This window comes from Cerasicoccus sp. TK19100, from assembly GCF_027257155.1.
Taxonomy (GTDB): Bacteria; Verrucomicrobiota; Verrucomicrobiia; order Opitutales; family Cerasicoccaceae; genus Cerasicoccus; species Cerasicoccus fimbriatus.
This window is the reverse complement of record NZ_JAPWDU010000002.1, coordinates 214225-234861: the sequence shown is the minus strand read 5'-3', so window position 1 is coordinate 234861 and position 20637 is coordinate 214225. Positions and strand designations below refer to the sequence as shown.

The following is a 20637-nucleotide window of genomic DNA, read 5'->3' as shown; positions in this document are numbered from 1 at the left end:
CTTTGGTGGGTTACAAAAGTTACTGGCATCGGACCAAGGACCTTCGACAGTGGGCTTCGGCCCCCTCCTCCCGGATTCAGACTCTGTTTTGGAACTCCCCAAGGGCTTCTCTTATCGGATTATTTCTCAAACCGGCAAGCCCATGGCCGATGGTTTACTCTCCCCGGGGCGTCAGGATGGAATGGCGGCTTTTCCGGGACCAGAGGGCCGCGTGATCCTCATTCGCAACCACGAAAATGAATACCCATGGCGCCCCTTAGGCCCATTCGGTATGCTCAACGAGCGCTACGCCGAAGTGGACCCCAAAAAGCTTTATGATGCGCGCCAAGGGAACATGCCCTGCATTGGCGGGTGTACTGTTTTAATCTACAATCCCAAAACCGGCCGCGTGGAAAAGGAATTCATGCGCTTGCTGGGCACCGAGCGTAATTGTGCGGGCGGGCCCACGCCATGGGGCACTTGGATCACCTGTGAAGAGACTCAGGTGACCACTAAGGACGGATATAGTCAGGACCATGGTTACAATTTTGAAGTGACCCCTACCCTGACTCCGGAACTTGAGCCAGCTAAGCCATTGAAAGCAATGGGGCGCTTTCGCCACGAGGCCATCGCGGTCGATCCCGAGACCGGCATTGTTTACCAAACCGAAGACATTGGCGACTCCAGTTTCTACCGTTTTATCCCTGACAAGCCGGACAAGCTGGACTCTGGAAAGCTTCAAGCACTCGTCATTAAGAACGGCCCGGCTGATACGCGAAATAATCCCGGTGCCACCGGCAACTTCCCCATTGGTCAATCCTTCACCGTGGACTGGGTGGACCTGGAGGATGTCGAGTCCCCCAACAACGACCTCCGTTTGCAAGCACAGCGAAAAGGAGCAGCCATCTTTGCGCGGACCGAAGGCATCTGGATGGGTGAGGACGAAATGTATTTTGCCTGCACAACGGGTGGCCCGCAGATGTTCGGGCAGATATTCCGCCTCAAGCCCGGTCGCAAGGGAAAGCCGGACACGCTGGAGCTATTTATCGAATCGCACGATTCCGACCTCATGCAAAACGCGGACAATCTCGTCGTCGCGCCATGGGGCGATGTCATCATCTGCGAGGATTCCAACGCGCCACACAAGCGCCTCGTCGGCGTAACGCCCCAAGGCGAGATCTACCATCTGGCCAAGTGCGTTTATAATAGTAGTGAGTTGGCGGGTGCCTGCTTCTCTCCCGATGGACAGACGCTATTCTTCAACGTTCAGAATCACCCGGGTATGACCATTGCGGTGACCGGGCCCTGGCCGGAGAAACGCGGTTAATTCACTGCCTTGTCCGTAGGCTGATCCGGATCAGCCTGCGGGTAAAGCAGCAACCGGTCGTGAACCAGCAGCACGATGTCTTGTCGGCCGTCGTTGGTAAAATCGCCGATCATCACTTCGCGTGGCTCCAGTGGAGCGCCTTTGCGACCGCCATAGTGTAAGTCTTCCTCAAACACGCTGAAGTGCAGCGCGCTTTGCCAGGAATCCGGCGAGCTGTACTTGATGATTTCCAGTACGTTGTTCTGGCCATCAATGATGATAAATTCGGGCTCATCGTCGTTGTTCAACTCACCCACAACGATTTGATTATAGACAATGCTATCCAGATCGGACTCATAGCTGGATACGTTTTGCAATGACTCCCATTGAGAATCCAGCGCAGAACGAACCAGGGCATTTTTGCCGAGCAGGACGAGATCTTTGCTGTCGCCCTCTGACTGTAGAACCCCCATCGGACTGAAGTCGCCGTATTCCACCGAGCGCGAATAGCGGTAGATCCCGGCTTCGTCGCGGTTGAGAATTTGAAACTCCTTCTCGCGGGTATCGAAGATTAGCATTTCCGCCACGCCATCACCATCCACGTCGCGCAAATGCGGGATCGACAAGTGATCATTGCCCGCGCGCGAATTGAACTGATCCATGACGATGCGGCGCTTGTCAGCATCCAGGTAAATGGCGCGCACAAATCCATTGGAAGCGATCAGCATCTCTTCCCGCCCATCGTCATTGATGTCGCCCATACCGACATTGGCTAAATCGATTTCCCGCAAGCCATCGATTTCAAAAACAGCCTCGCTGGTCTGGTCTTCGGGCAAGGCATCCACGAGTGCCATGTCCACATAGCGAGCGGCGTCGCGGGGCACCGCGATCAATAAATCCTTCGAGTCATTCTGGTCGAGGTCGGCATACATGATGCCATCGGGTGAACGCCGGACGCCCTCCAGCTCAAATTGCTTATCAACCATCCACCCATCTTGGTTTTGCGACAAAAATGACAGCAGTTGTTTACCGTTTTTGCCCGATATCAAGGCCAGCTGCTTTCGCTCTGGCAGCCAGACGATTTTTTCCGGCTCTCCGCTAACGCCAATCGCGCGGGGAAACGTTAGGCGCTCACCATTCCATTGGCTCAGGCCGATGATGGATTCACTTTGGCTGAGGACGAATAATTCATGCTGCCCATCGGCGTCGATATCCGCAGCGGCGAGCGATTCAACCCCCTGAAAAGACGGGAAAGATTGTGGTGCCTTCCAGCCACCATTCTCCCGCCCAAGCAAAAGCCAAACTTGCGCATTGGCAGAGTCTGCCACGACTACATCCAGCGCGCCATCTCCGTTAAAATCTCCCGAGGCGTAGGCGTCGCGAGCAGTCGCTTCAGACCCACTTGAGTAATATTCCATGGGCCAGTCACCACCCTTTTCGAGGCTGTCCGCTTGGAGTTGTTCCACGCGCAAACGACCGGTCCGCGGTTCGATTAAAACCAATTGCGGCTTGGCTGCTTCGGTATCCAGCCAGGCAATGCTTGGCGTGGTGGCGTCCAGTCCGTAGGCGAGTTCGGCACCAAGACCGAGTTCGGGGTCCCACTCGATTACCCGCAGTGCGCGGGGAGACCCCGGCACCCGATAACTAAAGCGCAGTGGCTCATTGCCTTCGCCGGGCAGGCTTTCGAGGTCCATCCCATTGGACTCCATTCGGAAAGTTTCGTGAAGCTTGATCGGGTTCGCTTTTTCGTCGAAAGCAAAGACAACCAGACGGTTTTTGGTCAAAGCCACCAACTCAAGGCCTGGGTAATCTTCGGTCAGTTCGATCAGCTTAAGCGTCGAGTTCCACGGGAGCGCCTCAATGCCGTCATACTCACGCTTTTCAGCCCAGTCACCCTTTTCCAACTGCGCGACTGCGACCAAGGGCTCATCCTTGCTGGTGAAAACCACATCGACCAAGCCATCACCGGTTACGTCCCCCAGCTCGAGGTCAAACATCGCGATGCCGCTAGCCACGCCTTCGAGCTCGAATCGTGCATCTTCCAAAACTGGCTCCCACCGGTTTCGCCGAATGCTGCGGCTGCTGTTGTCAATCTCCCCCGGTTCACGCTGGTAGTAGATCTCCACCCGCGCTCGGTCATTGTTGATGATGGCGATGTCCGTGCGGCCATCTTGGTCAACATCTCCCTGCGCCAATCCGCGGACGCTCCAGTCAATCTTGGTAATTTCCGGCCCGGTGATCTGAATGGGCGCGGTGTCGGCGGAGTCAGCGATCAGCCCGCTGCCGATCAATAGAAAAGGAAGGATGAAACGCATGGCTACTGTTCGTCTTTGGGGAGGATTTTAATGCGAGTAATCTGGGCATCCTCCAACACATAGCCCGCGGAAAGAACGAAATATGGCAGATCATCGCTGTTAATTTCCGGCAACTCAAAATCCATATCGCTGCCCAAACTGCTTTGAAGCTCTGAGTTGTAGAGGCTCACCATCTGGTCGATCAATGGCCCGAGATTCAGGTAGGCATTTTCAACTGGGTTGGGTGGAAACTCAGTTAGCGCATCAACAATGTGCGGTTGGCTCCAAAGACCACCCTCGGACTCTTGCAGACGATAAAGCGTGCGCTCCAGCAAATCCACCGAGCCAACGGCGATGAATAAATGCCCGTTGGCAAGCGAGTAGCCGAAAGGCGCATCGGCGACATTCAGGTTGGCCGGCGTCACGATCTTGTAGTCCAGAAACTCACGCTCAGAGAAAACGGCAACCCCCGGAGCAAAGGTCTCCGTCAGGCCCTTGACGGCGTTTTGGAATGCCTGCGGGTCGCGGAGTGGCACCGCGGCAACCATGTGCTCGGTGGGCTCCATGATGTCCGAGGTTTCGGAAGTGTCCCACATGGTGTAGGAGGTGAATTGCTTGCCGAAATTCTTCATGAGCGATTCACGCAAATCGATGCCGGTCTGCTCTCGCATATTGTCCAACTGCAGTTGGAACATTCCGCCAAAGTTGGGGCTCATGTCATTCATCAGGGCCTCGAAGGACGCAAATGCCTCGCTGAAATCGATCATCGCGATATTCGCGTCGACGGCGTCACTGGGCACCCAGTGCGGATAGTTGATGGGATCCGAGGTGTAGGCCAACACATCGAGGACGCCGCGCCGTTCGTCATACAGCACGCCTAGCACCGACTCCGGGTTATCGCCGTCGAGATTCAGCGTGAAGAAAAACGATTTGAAGGAATCCAGACCCAGGCTGTCCCAGATGGATTCCATGGTCAGCCCCAAAGGATTCATCGGCAGTTCCTCTTGCTCGGCGGCAATGGCTTCCTGGATCAACGAGATCGCCTCGGCCGCGTTGGCGTAAAACCGAATCTGCGAGTCGCCGGCAATGTCCATGGAGCGGAGAAAACCACGAGAGCTACCCAGACCGTCGCTGCGTGAATCGATGATGGAGTCGACCACGTTTTTCAATAGTTCCAGGGAGGTAGCCTCAATGGCAATGCCATCAACGAGCGTCCAATACTCAGCCATCCAATCTTCTTCTGGCTCGTCGGCGATCTCTTCTGTGTAGAGAGTCACGCCAGCATACGGCTCTTCGATTAGCACGACTTGGTCGGTGGGCATCTCACGGTCCAGCACTTGAAGGTAGCGCAAAGCGTCAACCTCTCCGGCAAAGTCTGCCATGATCACGATGCTCGGCTCCATGTCGTTTGCCTGGTCAAAGCCAACGATGGAAGCGCAGAGGCGGCCGTTGAGCAGCTCTGAGAGATTCGCCAGGGAAAGCTCATCGCCACTTTGCAACACAAAGCGTTCGCCGTCCTCGGTTTCAAACGGTTCGCTCAGCTCGGCGTCCCATTTCTCTTTTTGGCTGGCGGAAAAGAACTCGCTGAGCTTGCCATCTTCGGCATGCGCCATCACGGCTTTAAAGTCGTCCAGCGATATGCTGACGACAGCGCTTTCCGGGAGATACTCTTCGAGATAATCTTTAGCGAATGCCGAGGCACTCACCAAGGCAATGGAAATGGGCAATAAATATTTTAGCATGCGGCTTTAGTTGCCAGCGGCGGTAGGTGGCGTGTTGTAACGAAATCCGGTATTCGGGTTTCTGGGATCGAAGGCAAATGCGTCGCGGTTCTCGAGGAAAAACTTCAGCACGTTGGCGGGAATGGCGAAAGCCAGCCCCTCGGCCCCCATGGCGACCACCTTCATGTTGTTTACACCAATGACTTCGCCATTCATGTTGAAGAGCGGTCCGCCGGAATTGCCGGGGCTAATCTCGGTTGTCGTCTGGATGTAAACGCGGCCATTGATGGGGCGGTTGCGATTGCTCACGATGCCCTGTGAAACCGTCCGGTCCAGTCCCAGCGGTGCCCCAATGGCAAACACGGACTGCCCTTGCTTGATGTCGTTCGACTCGCCTAACGGCACCGCTGTCAGCTGTTCGCCGTCGGCCAGATCAATCTTCAACAAGGCCAAGTCGGCACTGGGGTTACTGGCGACGATTTTCACGTTGCTATATTGCTCGCGGGAGAGCGAGTCGTTGTCGTCCTTGAAAACCGTTACGGAAATTTCGTGTTCACCGGCAATGACGTGATCATTGGTGATCAGGTAGCCATCCGGGTTAATGACGAAGCCGCTGCCAAGCCCCGTTTGCGTGCGAATCAACACGACTGCTTCGCCGTACTCATCCACCCAATCACCGACGCTTTGACTATTACGTTCGGACAATACTTGAAACAGGCCCTGCTTGGTCGTTGCGTTCGCGACCGCCACCTGCGTGACGTTCTCCAGGTCAATCCCGATGATGTTGTCTCGAGGGATTTCCAGCACGGTAAATCCCAGATCGACGAATATGCTATTGGGCCTTTCGTAGACGACGGAGCCGCTGACAGTATTGCCTTCGCCAAGATTGATGGTCGCGCGCTCGCCGAATGCCGGGAGCCACGCCAACGCGAGCAAACAGGTAAGAATGAATTTCACAGAGAAAATCATAGTGAGAAATAGGAAACGCGCAAGCGCACGTTGTTTCCAAAATTCCCTGCGATTGGCCGAAGCTTATTCGTCCAAAGTAAATCCGACCTTGATCGTCACCTGCCAATGCATGACAGCATTGTTTTCGATGTGGCCACGCGTTTCAACGACTTCAAACCAGCGCATGTTGCGGACAGATTTCGATGCGCGCGCGATTGCGTTCTTGATGGCGTCATCGGTGGATAATTCGGAGGAACCGGTTAACTCGATTTTCTTGTAGATATGATCGCTCATACCACAACCTACTGACTCAGCGCCGTTTGACAAACCCAGGGCCAACTTTTTGTCCAACGAATCGTCGAATTATTTTTTCACAAAGCGATAAGGCGCGGAAAGCCAGGGCTCTGGCGCATAGTTAATACCGATGCGTGGCGTGCGCTCGATATCGCTCTCGGCAACGGGATCAGCAGACTCAACCCAGAGGCCACTTGTAGCGGCCACTAACTGCGCATCGAGCTCTTTGCTAATTACCATAGCTTTGGTTAAGCGCCCGGGGCCACTCATGGGACCCGCACCGCGTATCAAAACCGCGGCAGGGAAATCTTCGGGGCCAGTCACGATATTGAGCATCCAGTGCACCCCGTAGCAGAGATACACATAAAAACGCCCTGGCGGGCCAAACATCACGGCGTTGCGCGGTGTTTTGCCACGATGCGCATGGCAGGCCTTGTCTTCCGGGCCATCGTAGGCTTCGACTTCAGTCAATGGCCAACGCAGGATTTCGCCGGATGGCAACCGACGGCAAAGATACTGCCCAAGCAATTCGCGCGCGACCACAACGGTATCGCGCGCGAAGAAATCGGGTGTCAGCGCCCTGCCCTGCGCCATTGCGCTAGCCTCCAATCAGACCGCGCTGGAACAGGCCGAGGATCACCGTAACGATGACAAGCAGACTCAGCATCACCTTGTGCATGACGCTAACCGCGCCGGGCATCGGGTAAGCTTGCTTGGCTTCATCACCGGGCAAGGGCGACTTAACAAAGAATGCCACGCGCATCCAGCCGAAGTAGTAATAAATCGAGATCACGACCCCGATAATCGCCGCACCGAGCAAGGTATAGAGACCGGCTTGGAAGGCTGCGATGAAGATGAGCAGCTTTCCGATAAAGCCAGCCAAGGGCGGAATCCCTGCCAGTGAGCCCAGACCAATCGCCAGCACACCGGCCAGGAATGGCTGACGCTCAGCCAGCTTCTGGTAATGCACCAGCTCCTGCGACTCGTCGGCAGGTCCAGCCAAGTGCACCATGACGCCAAAGATCGCAAACGAAGCAAACAGGTAGGAAAACAGGTAGAAAATAATCGCCCACGGGGCTAATGCTGCGCCATCACCCAAGCTGGCCAGAGCCACAATCGCGATCAGCAGATAACCCGCGTGCGCAATGCCAGACAGGCCAATCACGCGCTTCACGTTGTTTTGCCCAATGGCGGTCAGGTTGCCGAAGAGAATGGTGATGATCGCAATGGCCGACAGTAGCGGCTGGGTCAGGTCTTTAAGCGCGGCAAACGGACCGGTGATCAGATTCATCAGCACAAAGAAACCGGCTGCCTTGGAGGATACCGCCAGGAACGCAGTAACCGGAGTAGGTGCACCTTGATAAACATCTGGCACCCAGATCTGAAATGGAACCGCGCCAATCTTAAAGCAAATGCCGCAAAGAACGAGCACGGTGCCGATCATTACGAGCGGTTCGTGCGGATTGGCGGCAATGAACTTGGCCAACTCGCCAAAGTTCATAGCATCCTTGCTGGTTGCTTCGAGGGCCGGATTGCTGGCCGCGCCGTAGAGCAGCACGATACCAAAAAGCAGGATCGCCGAGCTAAGCGCGCCCAGGATGAGGTATTTCAGGCCAGCCTCCAGCGAGAACGCACTGTAGCGGCAATACGCCACCAATATATAGAAGCCGATGGTCACCGTTTCCAGCGCCACAAAGAGCATCACAAAATTGCTCGATTGCACCAGCAGCATCATTGATGCACTGACCAGAATCGTGATCAGGAAAAACTCTGAGCGCGGCAGGTTTTGCTTCGATAAATATGCAACGCCAAGGTAGCACACCAGCGCGGAGCTCAGCACGAAGAACGCCCGCATGTAGGGCAAATAAGGCCCCGCTTCGATCATTCCACCGAAAAGCGGACCGCTGGAAACCGCGTCACCACATCCGCAGCCGATCACCATGAATCCGAGCAAACCGAATTGCGCAGCAATGGCGAAAGTCGCAATAATACGCTTACGTGTGGATGGCAAAAACAAGTCGAGGCAGAGCACGGCAAGCGCGATGCCCGCCATGACCAGTTCCGGCCAAATGGCACCCCATTGGTTGGTGGATGCTAGTTCCTGGAAACCGTTATAATTCATAGCGATTGCCCTCCTTCCTGTGGCTGAGCCTCGGCGAGCTTAACGCCATCAGTGGAGTCTGATTCCAATTCTGCCTTATTCAAATTAGCCTTCTTCAATTCCTTGGGCATGTGCACGTAAACGGGTTCGGCCTCCACTGCCCGCTCGATGGATTGCGAGATGCCCATCGGCCACAGACCGATGAAGGCCAGCGTTACCAACAGGATGGTGGCAGGCGCGCGTTCAGCCGGCGTAATGTCGCCGATTTCGCGTTCACCGAGCGCAGTGCTGAATTCCTTGGTGTGCGGGCCGAAGAAAATGTTCGCGGCGGCGCGGAGGCCGTAGATGGCGGAAATCACCACACCCAACACCGCAGGCGCGACGGCCCAAGCATGGTTTTCCCACAGTGCGATGAAGATCGTAAATTCGCCCCAGAAGTTGGCGAAACCAGGCAGGCCGATCGAGGCCATGCTCGCGGCAACAAAGAAAGCGGCCAATACCGGCGCTTTCGGCCCGAGCCCGCCAATCGCCTTCATGTCATAAGTGCCAGTGCGGTTGTAAACGGCAGTCGCCAGCACAAACATCAGCGCGACGGATACCCCGTGCGCGAACATCAGCATGACTGCGCCGCCAATGCCCACAACGGACATCGTCGCGATGCCGAGGAAAATGTAGCCCATGTGCATCACTGAGCTGTAACCAATCATCAGCTTCAGGTCGCGCTGGGCGATGGTGACGAAGCCGATGACCAGGATGTTGCCTAGTGCGAGCCAGACCAACCAGTCATTCCAGGCCAATGCGCCAAACGGAACCAACGGCGCGGCAATCTGCACCAAGCCATAGAGACCGAATTTCTTCAGCACGCCGGCATGAAGCATGGCGTTGGCGGTTGGCGCGTTGGCGTAACCGCGGGGTGCCCAGGAGTGGAACGGAAAGAGCGACACCAGAATACCAAAGCCGAAGAGCAGCAATGCGAAGATATTGCTTTGCGCCACCTTGGCGACGCCGTTGGCGGTCAGGTATTCCTTGAGGCCGATCAGACTAAAGCCGGTGGCCGGATCCCAGCCGGTTTGACCATATAGGTAGATCAGGCCCAGGAGCGAAAGCATTGCACCAAGGGTCAGGTAAATGGTCATTTCCATCGCGGCGGCGCGGCGCCCTTCCCCGCCCCAGATGCCGATCATGATAAACGTCGGGATCAGCGCGAGTTCGTGGAAGAAATAGAAGAAGAAAATGTCGATCGAGCAAAAGACGCCCATCAGACCGGCCTGCATCACTAGGAGTAGCCCCATGTAGAGATTAAGGCGTTCGGCCTGCGAATACATCGCATGAATGCCAGCCGCGAGGCCCACGATACCCGCAAGCAGATACAGTGGCATCGAAATGCCGTTCAAACCGAGGAGCAGCGTGATGCCCACACTATCGCGTAGGCCGAGATCGCACCCGCCAACATAGGCAAAGCCATTAAGAAGCTCCGTTTGTGAATCGAACTTAATCCAGAGATACACGGAAATAACCGCCGGCAACATGAAGCCGATGGCGGATATTAACCGGACGCCGGCAATGCCCAGCGCCTTTCCAAAGAAAAGCACCACCGCCGCAGACAGCGGGATGAAGATCGAAAGAAGCAGCAAATTAAAATCGGTAAACATGACTTACAGCAGTCCGAGGGCGAATGCGCCGAAGAAAAGTACGCCGGCCAGAAACCAGTAAACGTAACCGTGAATGTTGCCTACGTGAAGGGAACGGGACACCATGCCAAACAGGCCGGCAACGCCTGCAGTCCCGCGGACGAGGAATCCGGAAATGAGCCAGTTGTCCAGGGCGGCCAAAATGTTGGCAAAACGCTCCTGCACCTCGGCGACATACCAGTCGTAGATGTCATCAAACCAGCCGTGCTTCTCCAATGCGCCGTAGAGCGCCGGAGCCTTGACCTGCAGTTTGTCCTCCTTGGGTCCACGACCGTAGAAGAAGAAAGTAAATACGAATCCGAGCAGCATCGCGGCGAGCGTAATGCCTTCCAGCATGGTCACCTTACCGGTTGCTTCGATCGCGTGGTGGGCAGCTTCCCAACCGCCACCGTAACCGTGATGCGGCGGGTGTCCGTGGTCTTCAGCCGCAGCTTGGGTACCGTAGCCTTCCATCATGAAGGTAGTGGTGTCCGTCGGCAGCATGGACGTCATTTCACCGCCTGCCCAAGTGAAATTTAGAAACTCTGACTTGCTGGCAAACCAACCGGCTCCCAGCGACAGGAAAATACCGAGCACGATCAGCGGAACCGTCATCCACAGGCTGGATTCGTGCGCGTGTTCGGCCTTCTCACTGTTCGGCTTGCCGAGGAAGACGACAAAGAACATGCGGCCCATGTAGAGCGCGGTCGTCAGTGCGGCGACCAGTGTTAGGCCATAAACCCAGTAATAAGTGGTGTGGCCGGTCTCGGCACCAAGCCCGTAAGCGGCGTTGATAATGGTGTCCTTCGAATAATAACCGGCAAAGAACGGAACGGCGGAAATCGACAGTGCGGCAATCAGGAATGCCGTGCCCGTGATCTTCATTTTCTTCCAGAGGCCCCCCATCTTGAACATGTCCTGCTCGTGGTGGCAGGCGTGGATGACCGAACCGGAGCAAAGGAAAAGTGTGGCTTTAAAGCAGGCATGCATCGCCATGTGCATGATGGCGAGGCCGGGGAAACCAAGGCCCAGTGCGGTGCCCATGTAGCCCAAGTGTGAAAGCGTCGAATAAGCCAGCGACTTCTTAATGTCGCGCTGACCCAGTGCCCAGAAACCAGCGAGCATCGACATGGCGGCGCAGATCCACATGACCACTTCCAGCACTTCCGGAGTGAGCAAGAAGAAGATGCGAACCATGAAGTAAACACCGGCCGCGACCATCGTCGCCGCGTGAATGAGCGCAGAGACCGGAGTCGGGCCCGCCATCGCGTCGGTGAGCCAGACTTGCAGCGGGAATTGCGCACTCTTACCGAGGAAGCCGCACATGAGCAACAGGCCAATGCCCGTCACCGCATGCTTCTCGCCGCTGGCGATGAGTGCATTGATCTCTTGGAAATCCGCCGTGCCGAAATAATGGTAAGCCCAGGCGATACCGACGAGGAATCCGAAGTCACCAATGCGGTTGACGATGAATGCTTTCTTCGAGGCAGCAGCGGCAAAATCTTTGTCCCAGTAGTGGGCGATCAGCATGTATGAGCTGAAGCCGACCAACTCCCAGAAGATGAAGATCATGAACAGGTTACTCGAAAGCACGATACCGAGCATCGAGAACATGAAGATCGACAGGCCTCCGAAGAAGCGGCCCTTGTTTTTATCGTCATCCATGTAACCCACGCTGAAGACGTGGATGAAAAAACCAATAAAGCCGACCACCGCGAGCATGGTCGCGCTTTCGTGGGTGAAGTAGTAGCCAAGGTCGATTTGGTAGCTACCGAATTTCAGCCAGGTATAGCTGTATTCCGGGCCACCAAGATCCTGGCCATCCCAGCCAAAGAGGATGATAAACGACACCACGGCAATGCCCAGTGCGGATAGCACGGAGACCGCGGCTGCCACATATCCGCCACGACGAAGGAACAGCGCGATGAGCCCCGCCGAGATCAGCGGGATAAACATCAAAACATTAAATAGTGCGAGCGTATCCATTTGCAGCGTAATTCAGTCAGTTCCTCAGCTCGGCGAGTTCTTCGACCATGACAGTCTGGCGTTTACGGTAAAGTGCGACAATGATCGCCAGGCCAACGGCCACCTCGGCCGCGGCCACCGCAATGATGAAGAAAACGAACAAGTTTCCGTCCATCGAATTGTGGTAACGCGAAAATGCGACCAGTGCCAAGTTGACCGCGTTGAGCATCAACTCCAGGCACATGTAGATGACCAGTGTATTCCGGCGAAACAGCACACCAAAGAACCCGATGGCAAACAGCAGGCCGGAAACGAACAGGAAAGCGTTGAGCGAAATGGTCATGACTTGGCGATCCTCGGTTTGGTTGACTCCTCACCGGAAGCATCGATCTTTTTACTCAGGACAATCACGCCAACCATGGCGATCAGCAGCAAGAAGCCGGTCACCTGGAATGGCAGCATGTATTTCGTAAAAAGGCCGTAGCCGAATGAGCGCGACGCCGTGGTGAACGGGATGTCGTCAGCGGATGCATTTTGCGGCATTTCCGTGATTTCGGGCAGCGGCGTGGACGGAGAAGCACTCTCGCCGAAAGTGATGTAAGCCAAGCCCAGAACGAGCAACAGCGCGCCAATACCAGCGGCAAACGTCGTCAGGCGGTCCGGGCGCACGGAGCGCCCTTTGTCTGCATCGAGCAGCATGATGATGAACAGGAAGAGCACCATCACTGCGCCCGCATAGACCAGGATCTGCAGCGCCGCCAGGAAGTAGGCCTCCAGCAGCAGAAACAGCGCAGCCATACCGACGAAGCTCATGATCATGAACATCGCGCCATTGACGGCGTTGCGGCTTACGGTGACCAGCAATGCGGACAGCACCGTGAGCGCGGAAAACAGGTAGAATAAAAAGTCAGCCATTTGCAAGAAGGTGAAGCTAAGTTGAAGCGCCAAGTCATGAAAAGCGAAAATAGCGCTTTTCTAGTGGTGCCCCCCAGCCGCGGCTTTTTCTTCCGCATCTTTTTTCCTGTCCCACTTGTAGTGTTGGTCAGGCAGCGTGCCACCAAGCTCATACAGCTTGGCCTTGTGGTAAACCAGCTCCTCGCGGGAGTAGCCGGAAACCGAGTAGGTGTCTTGCAGGAAAATCGCCTCTTCCGGGCAGACTTCCTGGCACATGCCGCAGTAGATGCAGCGCAGCATGTTGATTTCAAAATCCTTGGGGCGCTTCTCCACGTGTTCGTGTTCGTCGCCGTCTTCAATCTCACCCGGGGTGATCCGGATGGCCTTGGGCGGGCAAACAAACTCGCAGAGTTGGCAGGAAACGCACTTTTCGCGGCCATTGGGGTCGCGCACGAGCGTGGGCACGCCACGGTAATTATCGGGAATCGTGGGACGCTCCTCAGGATACTGCAGCGTCACTTTGGGGCGCAGCATATTATCCAGAGTAATCTTCAAGCCGCCTAAAACCTGCGGCATGTAGGTCTTTTCCCAGAAATTCAGCGGTGATCGATCGACAACTTTTACAGCCATGGTAATTCCTTGTTTATTCGACGATTGCCGGGGTTTCTTCGATGGTGAACGCGATATCCCACAGGCCAATGATGATGGCGTAGGCCACCACGCAGATCAGCGCGCCGGGCACGAGGTATTTCCAACCGAGGGTCATGACCTGGTCGTAGCGGAAGCGCGGAAGCGTCCAGCGGACCCACATGAACAGGAAGACGAAGAACAGCGTCTTGCCGATGAAGTAGATTACACTCAGCGTCGAGCCCAGCCAGTTTGGCATGAGTGACCATGGATCGGCAACCCAGTCCGGCAGTACACCGAAGGTCGGGAGGAAGTTCCAGCCGCCGAGGAACAGGATCGTGAAGACCGCCGAGCCGATGACCATGTGCGCGTATTCGCCCACGAAGAACAGGCCGAACTTAAATGAGCCGTACTCCGTGTGGAAACCGCCCACGAGCTCGGTTTCACTCTCCGGCATGTCGAACGGCAAACGGTTCGTTTCCGCGTAGAGTGAAGTGAGAAAAATGAAGGCCGGAATCGGCATCCAAACACCAAGCCACATCGCTTGTTGCGACTCCACGACATTGAACAACGACAAGCCACCGATGCCAGCGCCCGGACCATTGGCCCAGATGAAAACGGGCAGGATGCTCATGCCCATGGCGAGCTCGTAGGAAATCATCTGCGCCGAAGAGCGGATGCCGCCGAAATACGGATACTTGGAGTTCGCTGCCCAGCCACCAATCACGATGCCGTAAACACCGAGTGAGCTGAACGCCAAGATGAACAGGATGCCGATATCGACATTGGCCAGCACGATGGGCTTTACGATGTCGCCGTCCAGATACTGGCCGACTGGCAGCACGACCATCGTGGTCAATGCAGGCACCAGCGCGATACAGGGCGCGAGCACGTAGTAAAGCTTGTTTACATGGCCCGGAATCGGGTCTTCCTTAAAGAGGAACTTCACGCCGTCAGCCAGCGGCTGCCACATGCCCATTTTAACGAGATGTGGACCGATGACCGGGATCGCAGACAGGCCAGGCAAGGCAGTGCGATTCGGCCCAACACGCCCTTGAATCCACGAAGCGACCTTGCGCTCTGCGAGCACCGAATACGCCGCCAGCGTCATGATCACCACGACGAAGATCAGGGCGAAGACGACCTTGAGAACGATGTCCAATACAAGTGAGTCAGTCATGGCTTAGTGGTGCGAGCTTTCAGCCCCAGCAGGTTCGGCGACGGGCTCATAATGCCAACCCTTTTCTTCCACAAAGTGAAGCTGGGCGAAAGCAGAGCTGTCGAGTTCAAGGCCGGTAGCCGGTATCTTGGCAAATTCAATGCCGGCAAATTGTTCAATGGCCACTGCCATGTCCCGCCAAAGTTGCGGATTACTGGGCGGTAGGCTGGACTCGCCCTTGATCTCACCAATGAGGCGGGAGATCAGTGCGGTGGTCGGCATCAGGCCAGCGGGTCCGGGCACGCATTGGGCAAACTTCTGCAAGCGGAACTGCTGGTTAATAAACGAGCCAGAGCGCTCGAAAACGGTCAACGTCGGCAGCAGCACTTTCACGAAATCCGTGGTGTCGTTGCGTTGGTCGCCGAAGTAAATGACGTTGGCCTTCTTGAGCAGTTCAGGCGCGATGCCAGCCTTTACCAAATCCTCGCCAAATGCGACGATCGTCTTGATCTCGCCCTTCTCCAACTGGTCACGCAGCGCGTGCAGGTGGGCATCGGGCAGGTCCTTGATGAGGCCAGTGAGCAATCCGCCGCGGAGGTTGGGCGTTTTGTCCTTGGAAATCAGGCGACCATCGCCCTCCCCTTGATGGTAAACAAAGTGAATCGGACCCGGCTCGGTTTCCACTAGCTTGCGCAGCATCCACTGATCTTCCACGCTCATTTGGCCGGAGCCGACGTAGGCGATCGGGCCAACGGTCATCAGCTCGCGAACGCGCTGAATCGCCTCGCCGAGGCTGGCTTTGTTGCCATCCACGCGGAAGCTTTTCATGCGGCTTTTGGCCTCGACTTGGTGGTAAAGCGCACGGCCGGTATCAGCCATCCAAGTGTCGTTGACGGAGTCATTGCGGCGCGGTGTCACGCGGTAAATGACGCCTTCGCGCGACCAGACTTCCGTGTTCACGCCAACGCTGGACTCGGTGCAAATGCTGGGTGTCGGCTTGAGGAACCACACGCGCATCTTGAAGCGGAAATCCGTGCTGGTCAGCGCGCCAACCGGGCAAATATCGACCGTGTTGAGCGAATAATTGCTGTCCAGCTGAGTGCCGGGGAAGCAGGTCAATGTGTTATAGCTGCCACGCTCGGTGAAGCCCAAAACCGGGTTTTCATCGATCTCTTCGCAGAAGCGCACACAGCGCGAGCAGAGGATGCAGCGCTCGTCGTCGAGTGTTACGCGTGGGCCGAGAACCGTGCGCTTCGGCTTGACGTTTTTCTCCTCGACGAAGCGGCTAAAGCCACGGCCGTAATCGGTGGCAAACTCCTGCAAACGACACTCCCCGGCCTGGTCGCAAATCGGGCAATCCAGCGGGTGGTTGACCAAAAGGAATTCCATGACGCCTTCGCGGCATTCCTTGGTCAGGTCGGACTTCGTCTTGATGTGCAGCCCGGGCATCGTCTTGGATGCACACGCAATGGCGGGCTTCGGCATCCAGCCGATTTTTTGCACGCCGTCGTCATCCAGCACGGGCTCACCGGTCGCGCGGTCGCGCATGGGCATGCCCATTTCCACGAGGCACATGCGGCAGTTGCCTGCCACGGAAAGCTTCGGGTGGTAGCAGTAGTGTGGGACCTCCACGCCAACGCTTTCACACGCGTCGACGAGATTCATCCCGCCTGGCACGCTATGTTCGACGCCGTCGATGTTGATCGTCACCAAATTGGTTTCGCTGTCAGCCATGAGAAAGTCAGATCAGAGGATAGCCCACCGGGTTATAACGCTCACCGTTGGCCTGTTTCTTAATCTTGTCGAGATATTCGTCTTTAAACTTCGGAACCGCGCTCTGGACGGGCCATGCAGCCGCTTCGCCGTGGGCGCAAATGGTGCGACCGGCGATTTGATCGGCAATGTCGAGCAGGAGCGGCACATCTTCTTCGCGGGCCTGGCCGTCGGTCATGCGCTTGGAAAGCTTGTGCATCCAGAGCGAACCTTCGCGGCAAGGCGTGCATTGTCCGCAGGATTCGTGTGCGTAGAAGGCGTTTATGTTCGCCATGGCCTCCAACATATCCGTGGAGTCATCCATGATCATCGCACCGCCGGTGGAAAGCGCCGAGCCTGTCAGGCCCATACTAACGGAGTCCAGCGGAATGTCTTCCACGCCCCAGTCGTAATCTTCGCCGGTGTTCGGGTGCTTGCCCTTCCAGCGCTCGCCCCATTTCAGAATTTTCATCGAGAGGCCGCCAGGGATGACTGCCTTGAACTTGCGCCCGGGTAATGGGCCGCCGCAGCCGTCGTAAAGCACTTCGCCAAGGGTATGTGCACCGGCTTCGATTTCGAAATAGCCGGGCTTTTGCACCAGGCCGCTGACACCGATAATGTGCGTACCGCTGTCGCCCTTAACACCGATATTGGCAAACTCTTTGCCGCCGATTTCGATGATATGCTTTACCCAGCAAAGCGTTTCGACGTTGTTGACAATCGTCGGGCACATGTAGAGCCCCAGCGCGGCCGGGAAGTAAGGCGGCTTAATGCGCGGATAGCCCCGCTTGCCTTCGAGAGATTCGATCAGGCCGGTTTCTTCGCCGCAAATGTAGGCACCACCGCCACGGTGGACGATCAGGTCGCAAGAGTAGCCGGAGCCCAGAATGTCTTCGCCGAGCAGATTCTTCGCCCGGGCATCTTCAATGGCCTTTTCGAGAATGCGAGCGCCGTTAATGAACTCGCCACGAATGTAAATGAAGGCGCACTTCGCGCCAATGGCGAAGGCCGAAATCATCATACCCTCGACCAGTTGATGCGGGTCTTGGTAAATGATCTGACGGTCCTTATAGGTACCAGGCTCGGACTCGTCTGCGTTGCAAACGAGGTAAATCGGCTTGCCTGATTTAAAGTCGAGGAACTTCCACTTCATGCCGGTCGGGAAACCGGCACCACCGCGGCCACGGATGCCGCTGTCGAGCACTTCCTGGCGCAGGTCTTCGGGCTTGGCTTGCACGGCCTTTTTCAGCACCTCGTAGCCGCCGTTTTTGATGTAGCAGTCGATGTCGTTCGAGTAGCCTTCCTCGTCGACATGCTTGTAAATCATTCTGCGTTCAGTGATGGCCATTGAGTAAAGTTCGGAGGTTCGAAAAGTGGATAAGTTCGAAGGTAATAGTTAGCCCTTGAATGCCGGGTGGGCAACGCCTTCTGCGGTGGCATCGACAGCTTCGCCGTCGGCCATGCTTTTGATTTTCTCGATCAATTGGTCAGCAGCGCCGTCTGGCGTGACGTTTTCGTAGAGCTTGTCATCGACCTGGACCACCGGCGCGTAGCCGCAGTCTGCGATGCACTCGACGAATTCGATGGTAAACTTTCCGTCATGCGAAGTTTCGCCACGTTTGCAGCCGAGGGCTTCTTCGAGCTTTTCGCAGGTTTTGTAAGAGCCGCGCAGTGCGCAGGAAAGCGTGCGGCAGACTTTTACGTGCACCTTGCCAATGGGCTCGCGGCGAAACATCGGGTAAAACGTGACCACTTCCCAGACTTGCATCGGCTGAAGGTCCAGGCGCTTGGCGATCCATTCGACCGATTCCTTGGACAGGTAGCCCTTTTCTTCCTGGATGAGGTGGCAAAGCGGCAGCGTGCAGCTCCGCTTGTCCGGGTATCGCGGAATCAGCTTGTCGATTTTTTCAGTCAGTTCAGCGGAAAGTTCCATGCTCAAAAATCAAGGTTCAGGGTGTAGCTGGCAAAATTCAAAAGTAAATATTTCCGTGTCAGGTATTTAAGTATTTTGAATCGAGTCAGTAACGTTTGCTTATCGGTCGCACTCCCCCATCACGAAGTCGAGACTGCCTAGGATGACAGGCACGTCGCTCATGTAGTGGCCCGGGCAAATGTGCTCCAGGATGCTCAGCGAGCAGAAGGACGGGCCGCGAATCTTCAGGCGGTACGGCACGCCCCCACCCTTGCTGTGAATGAAGAACGCCAGGACACCTTTCGGGTTTTCGGCTTCAAAATAAACTTCACCGGCGGGAATTTGCGGGCCTTCGGTGACGATCATGAAGTTCTGGATCAACTCTTCCATGCTCGTAAGCACCTTGTCCTTGCGCGGGGCAAAAATCTTCTTGGCTTCGTCGTTGTAGAACAAGCCGTCGGGCATTTTGCTGATCGCCTGCTGGACGATGCGGATACTCTCGCGTAGCTCTTCCATGCGGACCAGGTAGCGGTCGTAGGCGTCGCCAGCCGAGCCAATCGGCACATCGAAATCGTAGTTTTCGTAACCACTGTAGGGCTGAGCCTTGCGGATATCGAGCTCTACACCGGAAGCGCGAAGGTTGGCACCGGTCAGGCCCCAGGCGATCGCGTCTTCTTTGGTGATCGTGCCGACGTCGCGCGTGCGGTCCACGAAAATGCGGTTGCGGGTCAGCAGCTTGTCGAGCTCATCGATGATCGGCACCAACTGATTGCAGAAATTATTCACACGGCCCATCCAGCCATCGGGCATATCGCGGGTCAGGCCGCCAATGCGCGTGTAGCTGGTGGTGAAGCGAGCGCCGGTCAGTTCTTCAAAGAGCGTGTAAAGTTTTTCGCGCTCGGTGAAGGTATACATGAACGTGGTCAACGCGCCGGTGTCCATACCGTAAACACCGAGGCCCAACAAGTGAGATGAAATGCGGGCCAGCTCACAGCAAATCACACGGATCGCCTGGCAACGTGCCGGGACTTCGATGCCGGCGAGGCGCTCAACGGCAATGGCGTAGGCAACGTTGTTCGCAAGCGGGGCCAGGTAGTCCAACCGGTCCGTGTAAGGCACGAACTGATTGTAGGTCATGTTCTCGGCAATCTTCTCGTCACCGCGATGCAGGTAGCCGATGACCGGATCGCAGCCGGAAATGACGTCACCATCGAGCTTGAGCTTGAGGCGGAGCACACCGTGGGTCGCCGGGTGCGACGGCCCCATGTTGAGCAGCATTTCTTCGCCGTGCAAGTCGTCGGATTCGAACTGTGCCGCACGTCCGGCGATGTCGCCGTAGGAAATTTCGGTTTCGCTAGCCATTTTAGTTGGTGCTTGGCTTGGGTTTCGCTTCGTTCCAGCTCTGGTCGGCGGCGCGTGGTTCGCGCTTGGACATGGCACCGGTTTGTGGTGCGTGGAATGGGCCGCCCATCATGGGCGCAGGAATGACTTTAGCACCGGTCGCTTCAGCAACGTCGGCAGCGGGCAGATCCGTGTCGATACCCGCCAACGGGAACTCCTTGCGCAGCGGATGGTAAGGATAGTCGTCCCACATCAGGATGCGGCGCAGATCCGGGTGCCCCTTGTAGCGAATGCCGAGCATGTCGTAGGTCTCGCGCTCATGCCAGTTTGCCGCCGGGAAAAGCTTGGATAAGGTAGGCAGCTCGGGCTCGACATCGTCCTCGCAATTGGAAGCCAGGCGGATGTATTCATGTTTGGTCGTGCTGGCCAAGTGATATATCCCGGTGAAACGCGGAGAGGCGTCCTCCGACCAATCGATCGCGGTCACGTCCATGAGCAGGTCGAACGACTTCTCGTCGCGCAGCCACTCAACAACGCTGAGCAGCAGGTCGACCGGGATATTTACCGCCGGGTGATCGATGGACTCACGGGGAGTCGCCCCATCAAATTTTTTGGTAATTTCTTCGACTAACGCAGATTCCATATCGCAGTCAGCAGGTTATATTCGCGAGCGC

The 20637-nt window shown here is 56.2% G+C and carries 18 protein-coding genes; 1 reads left to right on the top strand and 17 read right to left on the bottom strand.

The window, feature by feature from the left end; genetic code table 11:
* Positions 1–49: 49 nt before the first annotated feature.
* Positions 50–1306: an alkaline phosphatase PhoX gene (locus O3S85_RS04370; RefSeq protein ID WP_269538092.1), complete on the top strand. Its 1257-nt coding sequence runs from the start codon at positions 50–52 to the stop codon at positions 1304–1306.
* Here O3S85_RS04370 and O3S85_RS04365 read toward each other — a convergent pair.
* The 17 genes from O3S85_RS04365 to O3S85_RS04285 all read right to left on the bottom strand — a co-directional run bounded on the left by O3S85_RS04365 (position 1303) and on the right by O3S85_RS04285 (position 20606).
* Positions 1303–3600 carry an FG-GAP repeat domain-containing protein gene (locus tag O3S85_RS04365; protein WP_269538091.1) on the bottom strand — a complete coding sequence of 766 codons (2298 nt, stop codon included), beginning with the start codon at positions 3598–3600 and terminating at the stop codon, positions 1303–1305. The genes O3S85_RS04370 and O3S85_RS04365 overlap by 4 nt on opposite strands.
* 2 nt (positions 3601–3602) lie before the next feature.
* Entirely contained in the window at positions 3603–5321 is a 1719-nt protein-coding gene (locus tag O3S85_RS04360) for a hypothetical protein (protein ID WP_269538090.1), read from the bottom strand.
* A 6-nt stretch (positions 5322–5327) separates the two neighbouring features.
* The gene (locus O3S85_RS04355) at positions 5328–6257 is read right to left on the bottom strand and encodes a S1C family serine protease (RefSeq protein WP_269538089.1); all 930 of its coding nucleotides are present in this window, start codon (positions 6255–6257) and stop codon (positions 5328–5330) included.
* Positions 6258–6332: 75 nt separating this feature from the next.
* On the bottom strand, positions 6333–6542 hold the full coding sequence (locus tag O3S85_RS04350) for a dodecin (RefSeq protein WP_269538088.1): 210 nt from the start codon (positions 6540–6542) through the stop codon (positions 6333–6335).
* Positions 6543–6611: 69 nt separating this feature from the next.
* A complete protein-coding gene (locus tag O3S85_RS04345; RefSeq protein WP_269538087.1) occupies positions 6612–7136 on the bottom strand; it encodes a DNA-3-methyladenine glycosylase in 525 nt (174 codons plus the stop codon).
* Positions 7137–7140: 4 nt separating this feature from the next.
* Positions 7141–8664 (bottom strand): NADH-quinone oxidoreductase subunit N, encoded by a 1524-nt coding sequence (locus O3S85_RS04340; RefSeq protein WP_269538085.1) that lies wholly within the window; start codon positions 8662–8664, stop codon positions 7141–7143.
* Positions 8661–10295 (bottom strand): complex I subunit 4 family protein, encoded by a 1635-nt coding sequence (locus O3S85_RS04335; RefSeq protein WP_269538084.1) that lies wholly within the window; start codon positions 10293–10295, stop codon positions 8661–8663. Before O3S85_RS04335 ends, O3S85_RS04340 begins: the two co-directional genes overlap by 4 nt.
* Before the next feature lie 3 nt (positions 10296–10298).
* Complete coding sequence (gene nuoL, locus O3S85_RS04330; RefSeq protein ID WP_269538082.1) at positions 10299–12299, bottom strand: NADH-quinone oxidoreductase subunit L; 2001 nt, start codon at positions 12297–12299, stop codon at positions 10299–10301.
* A gap of 16 nt (positions 12300–12315) precedes the next feature.
* Positions 12316–12621 carry an NADH-quinone oxidoreductase subunit NuoK gene (gene nuoK, locus O3S85_RS04325; RefSeq protein ID WP_269538080.1) on the bottom strand — a complete coding sequence of 102 codons (306 nt, stop codon included), beginning with the start codon at positions 12619–12621 and terminating at the stop codon, positions 12316–12318.
* Complete coding sequence (locus O3S85_RS04320) at positions 12618–13193, bottom strand: NADH-quinone oxidoreductase subunit J family protein (RefSeq protein WP_269538079.1); 576 nt, start codon at positions 13191–13193, stop codon at positions 12618–12620. The genes nuoK and O3S85_RS04320 overlap by 4 nt, the downstream gene beginning before the upstream one ends.
* Before the next feature lie 60 nt (positions 13194–13253).
* Entirely contained in the window at positions 13254–13802 is a 549-nt protein-coding gene (locus O3S85_RS04315) for a NuoI/complex I 23 kDa subunit family protein (protein WP_269538078.1), read from the bottom strand.
* Between the two features lie 13 nt (positions 13803–13815).
* Complete coding sequence (locus O3S85_RS04310; RefSeq protein ID WP_269538077.1) at positions 13816–14979, bottom strand: complex I subunit 1/NuoH family protein; 1164 nt, start codon at positions 14977–14979, stop codon at positions 13816–13818.
* A 3-nt stretch (positions 14980–14982) separates the two neighbouring features.
* On the bottom strand, positions 14983–16692 hold the full coding sequence (locus O3S85_RS04305) for an NADH-quinone oxidoreductase subunit G (RefSeq protein WP_269538075.1): 1710 nt from the start codon (positions 16690–16692) through the stop codon (positions 14983–14985).
* Positions 16693–16699: 7 nt separating this feature from the next.
* Positions 16700–18058 (bottom strand): NADH-quinone oxidoreductase subunit NuoF, encoded by a 1359-nt coding sequence (nuoF, locus tag O3S85_RS04300; protein WP_269538074.1) that lies wholly within the window; start codon positions 18056–18058, stop codon positions 16700–16702.
* Positions 18059–18106: 48 nt separating this feature from the next.
* On the bottom strand, positions 18107–18643 hold the full coding sequence (locus tag O3S85_RS04295) for an NADH-quinone oxidoreductase subunit NuoE family protein (protein WP_269538072.1): 537 nt from the start codon (positions 18641–18643) through the stop codon (positions 18107–18109).
* A 99-nt stretch (positions 18644–18742) separates the two neighbouring features.
* Entirely contained in the window at positions 18743–19984 is a 1242-nt protein-coding gene (gene nuoD / locus O3S85_RS04290; RefSeq protein ID WP_269538071.1) for an NADH dehydrogenase (quinone) subunit D, read from the bottom strand.
* 1 nt (position 19985) lies between these two features.
* A complete protein-coding gene (locus O3S85_RS04285; protein ID WP_269538070.1) occupies positions 19986–20606 on the bottom strand; it encodes an NADH-quinone oxidoreductase subunit C in 621 nt (206 codons plus the stop codon).
* Positions 20607–20637: the final 31 nt, after the last annotated feature.

Bases quoted from the DNA above. Each gene is read 5' to 3' on its own strand.
- O3S85_RS04365 (WP_269538091.1), bottom strand. From the start codon at position 3,600: ATGCGTTTCATCCTTCCTTTTCTATTGATCGGCAGCGGGCTGATCGCT.
- O3S85_RS04360 (WP_269538090.1), bottom strand. From the start codon at position 5,321: ATGCTAAAATATTTATTGCCCATTTCCATTGCCTTGGTGAGTGCCTCG.
- O3S85_RS04350 (WP_269538088.1), bottom strand. From the start codon at position 6,542: ATGAGCGATCATATCTACAAGAAAATCGAGTTAACCGGTTCCTCCGAA.
- O3S85_RS04345 (WP_269538087.1), bottom strand. From the start codon at position 7,136: ATGGCGCAGGGCAGGGCGCTGACACCCGATTTCTTCGCGCGCGATACC.
- O3S85_RS04340 (WP_269538085.1), bottom strand. From the start codon at position 8,664: ATGAATTATAACGGTTTCCAGGAACTAGCATCCACCAACCAATGGGGT.
- O3S85_RS04335 (WP_269538084.1), bottom strand. From the start codon at position 10,295: ATGTTTACCGATTTTAATTTGCTGCTTCTTTCGATCTTCATCCCGCTG.
- nuoL (WP_269538082.1), bottom strand. From the start codon at position 12,299: ATGGATACGCTCGCACTATTTAATGTTTTGATGTTTATCCCGCTGATC.
- nuoK (WP_269538080.1), bottom strand. From the start codon at position 12,621: ATGACCATTTCGCTCAACGCTTTCCTGTTCGTTTCCGGCCTGCTGTTT.
- O3S85_RS04320 (WP_269538079.1), bottom strand. From the start codon at position 13,193: ATGGCTGACTTTTTATTCTACCTGTTTTCCGCGCTCACGGTGCTGTCC.
- O3S85_RS04315 (WP_269538078.1), bottom strand. From the start codon at position 13,802: ATGGCTGTAAAAGTTGTCGATCGATCACCGCTGAATTTCTGGGAAAAG.
- O3S85_RS04310 (WP_269538077.1), bottom strand. From the start codon at position 14,979: ATGACTGACTCACTTGTATTGGACATCGTTCTCAAGGTCGTCTTCGCC.
- O3S85_RS04305 (WP_269538075.1), bottom strand. From the start codon at position 16,692: ATGGCTGACAGCGAAACCAATTTGGTGACGATCAACATCGACGGCGTC.
- nuoF (WP_269538074.1), bottom strand. From the start codon at position 18,058: ATGGCCATCACTGAACGCAGAATGATTTACAAGCATGTCGACGAGGAA.
- O3S85_RS04295 (WP_269538072.1), bottom strand. From the start codon at position 18,643: ATGGAACTTTCCGCTGAACTGACTGAAAAAATCGACAAGCTGATTCCG.
- nuoD (WP_269538071.1), bottom strand. From the start codon at position 19,984: ATGGCTAGCGAAACCGAAATTTCCTACGGCGACATCGCCGGACGTGCG.
- O3S85_RS04285 (WP_269538070.1), bottom strand. From the start codon at position 20,606: ATGGAATCTGCGTTAGTCGAAGAAATTACCAAAAAATTTGATGGGGCG.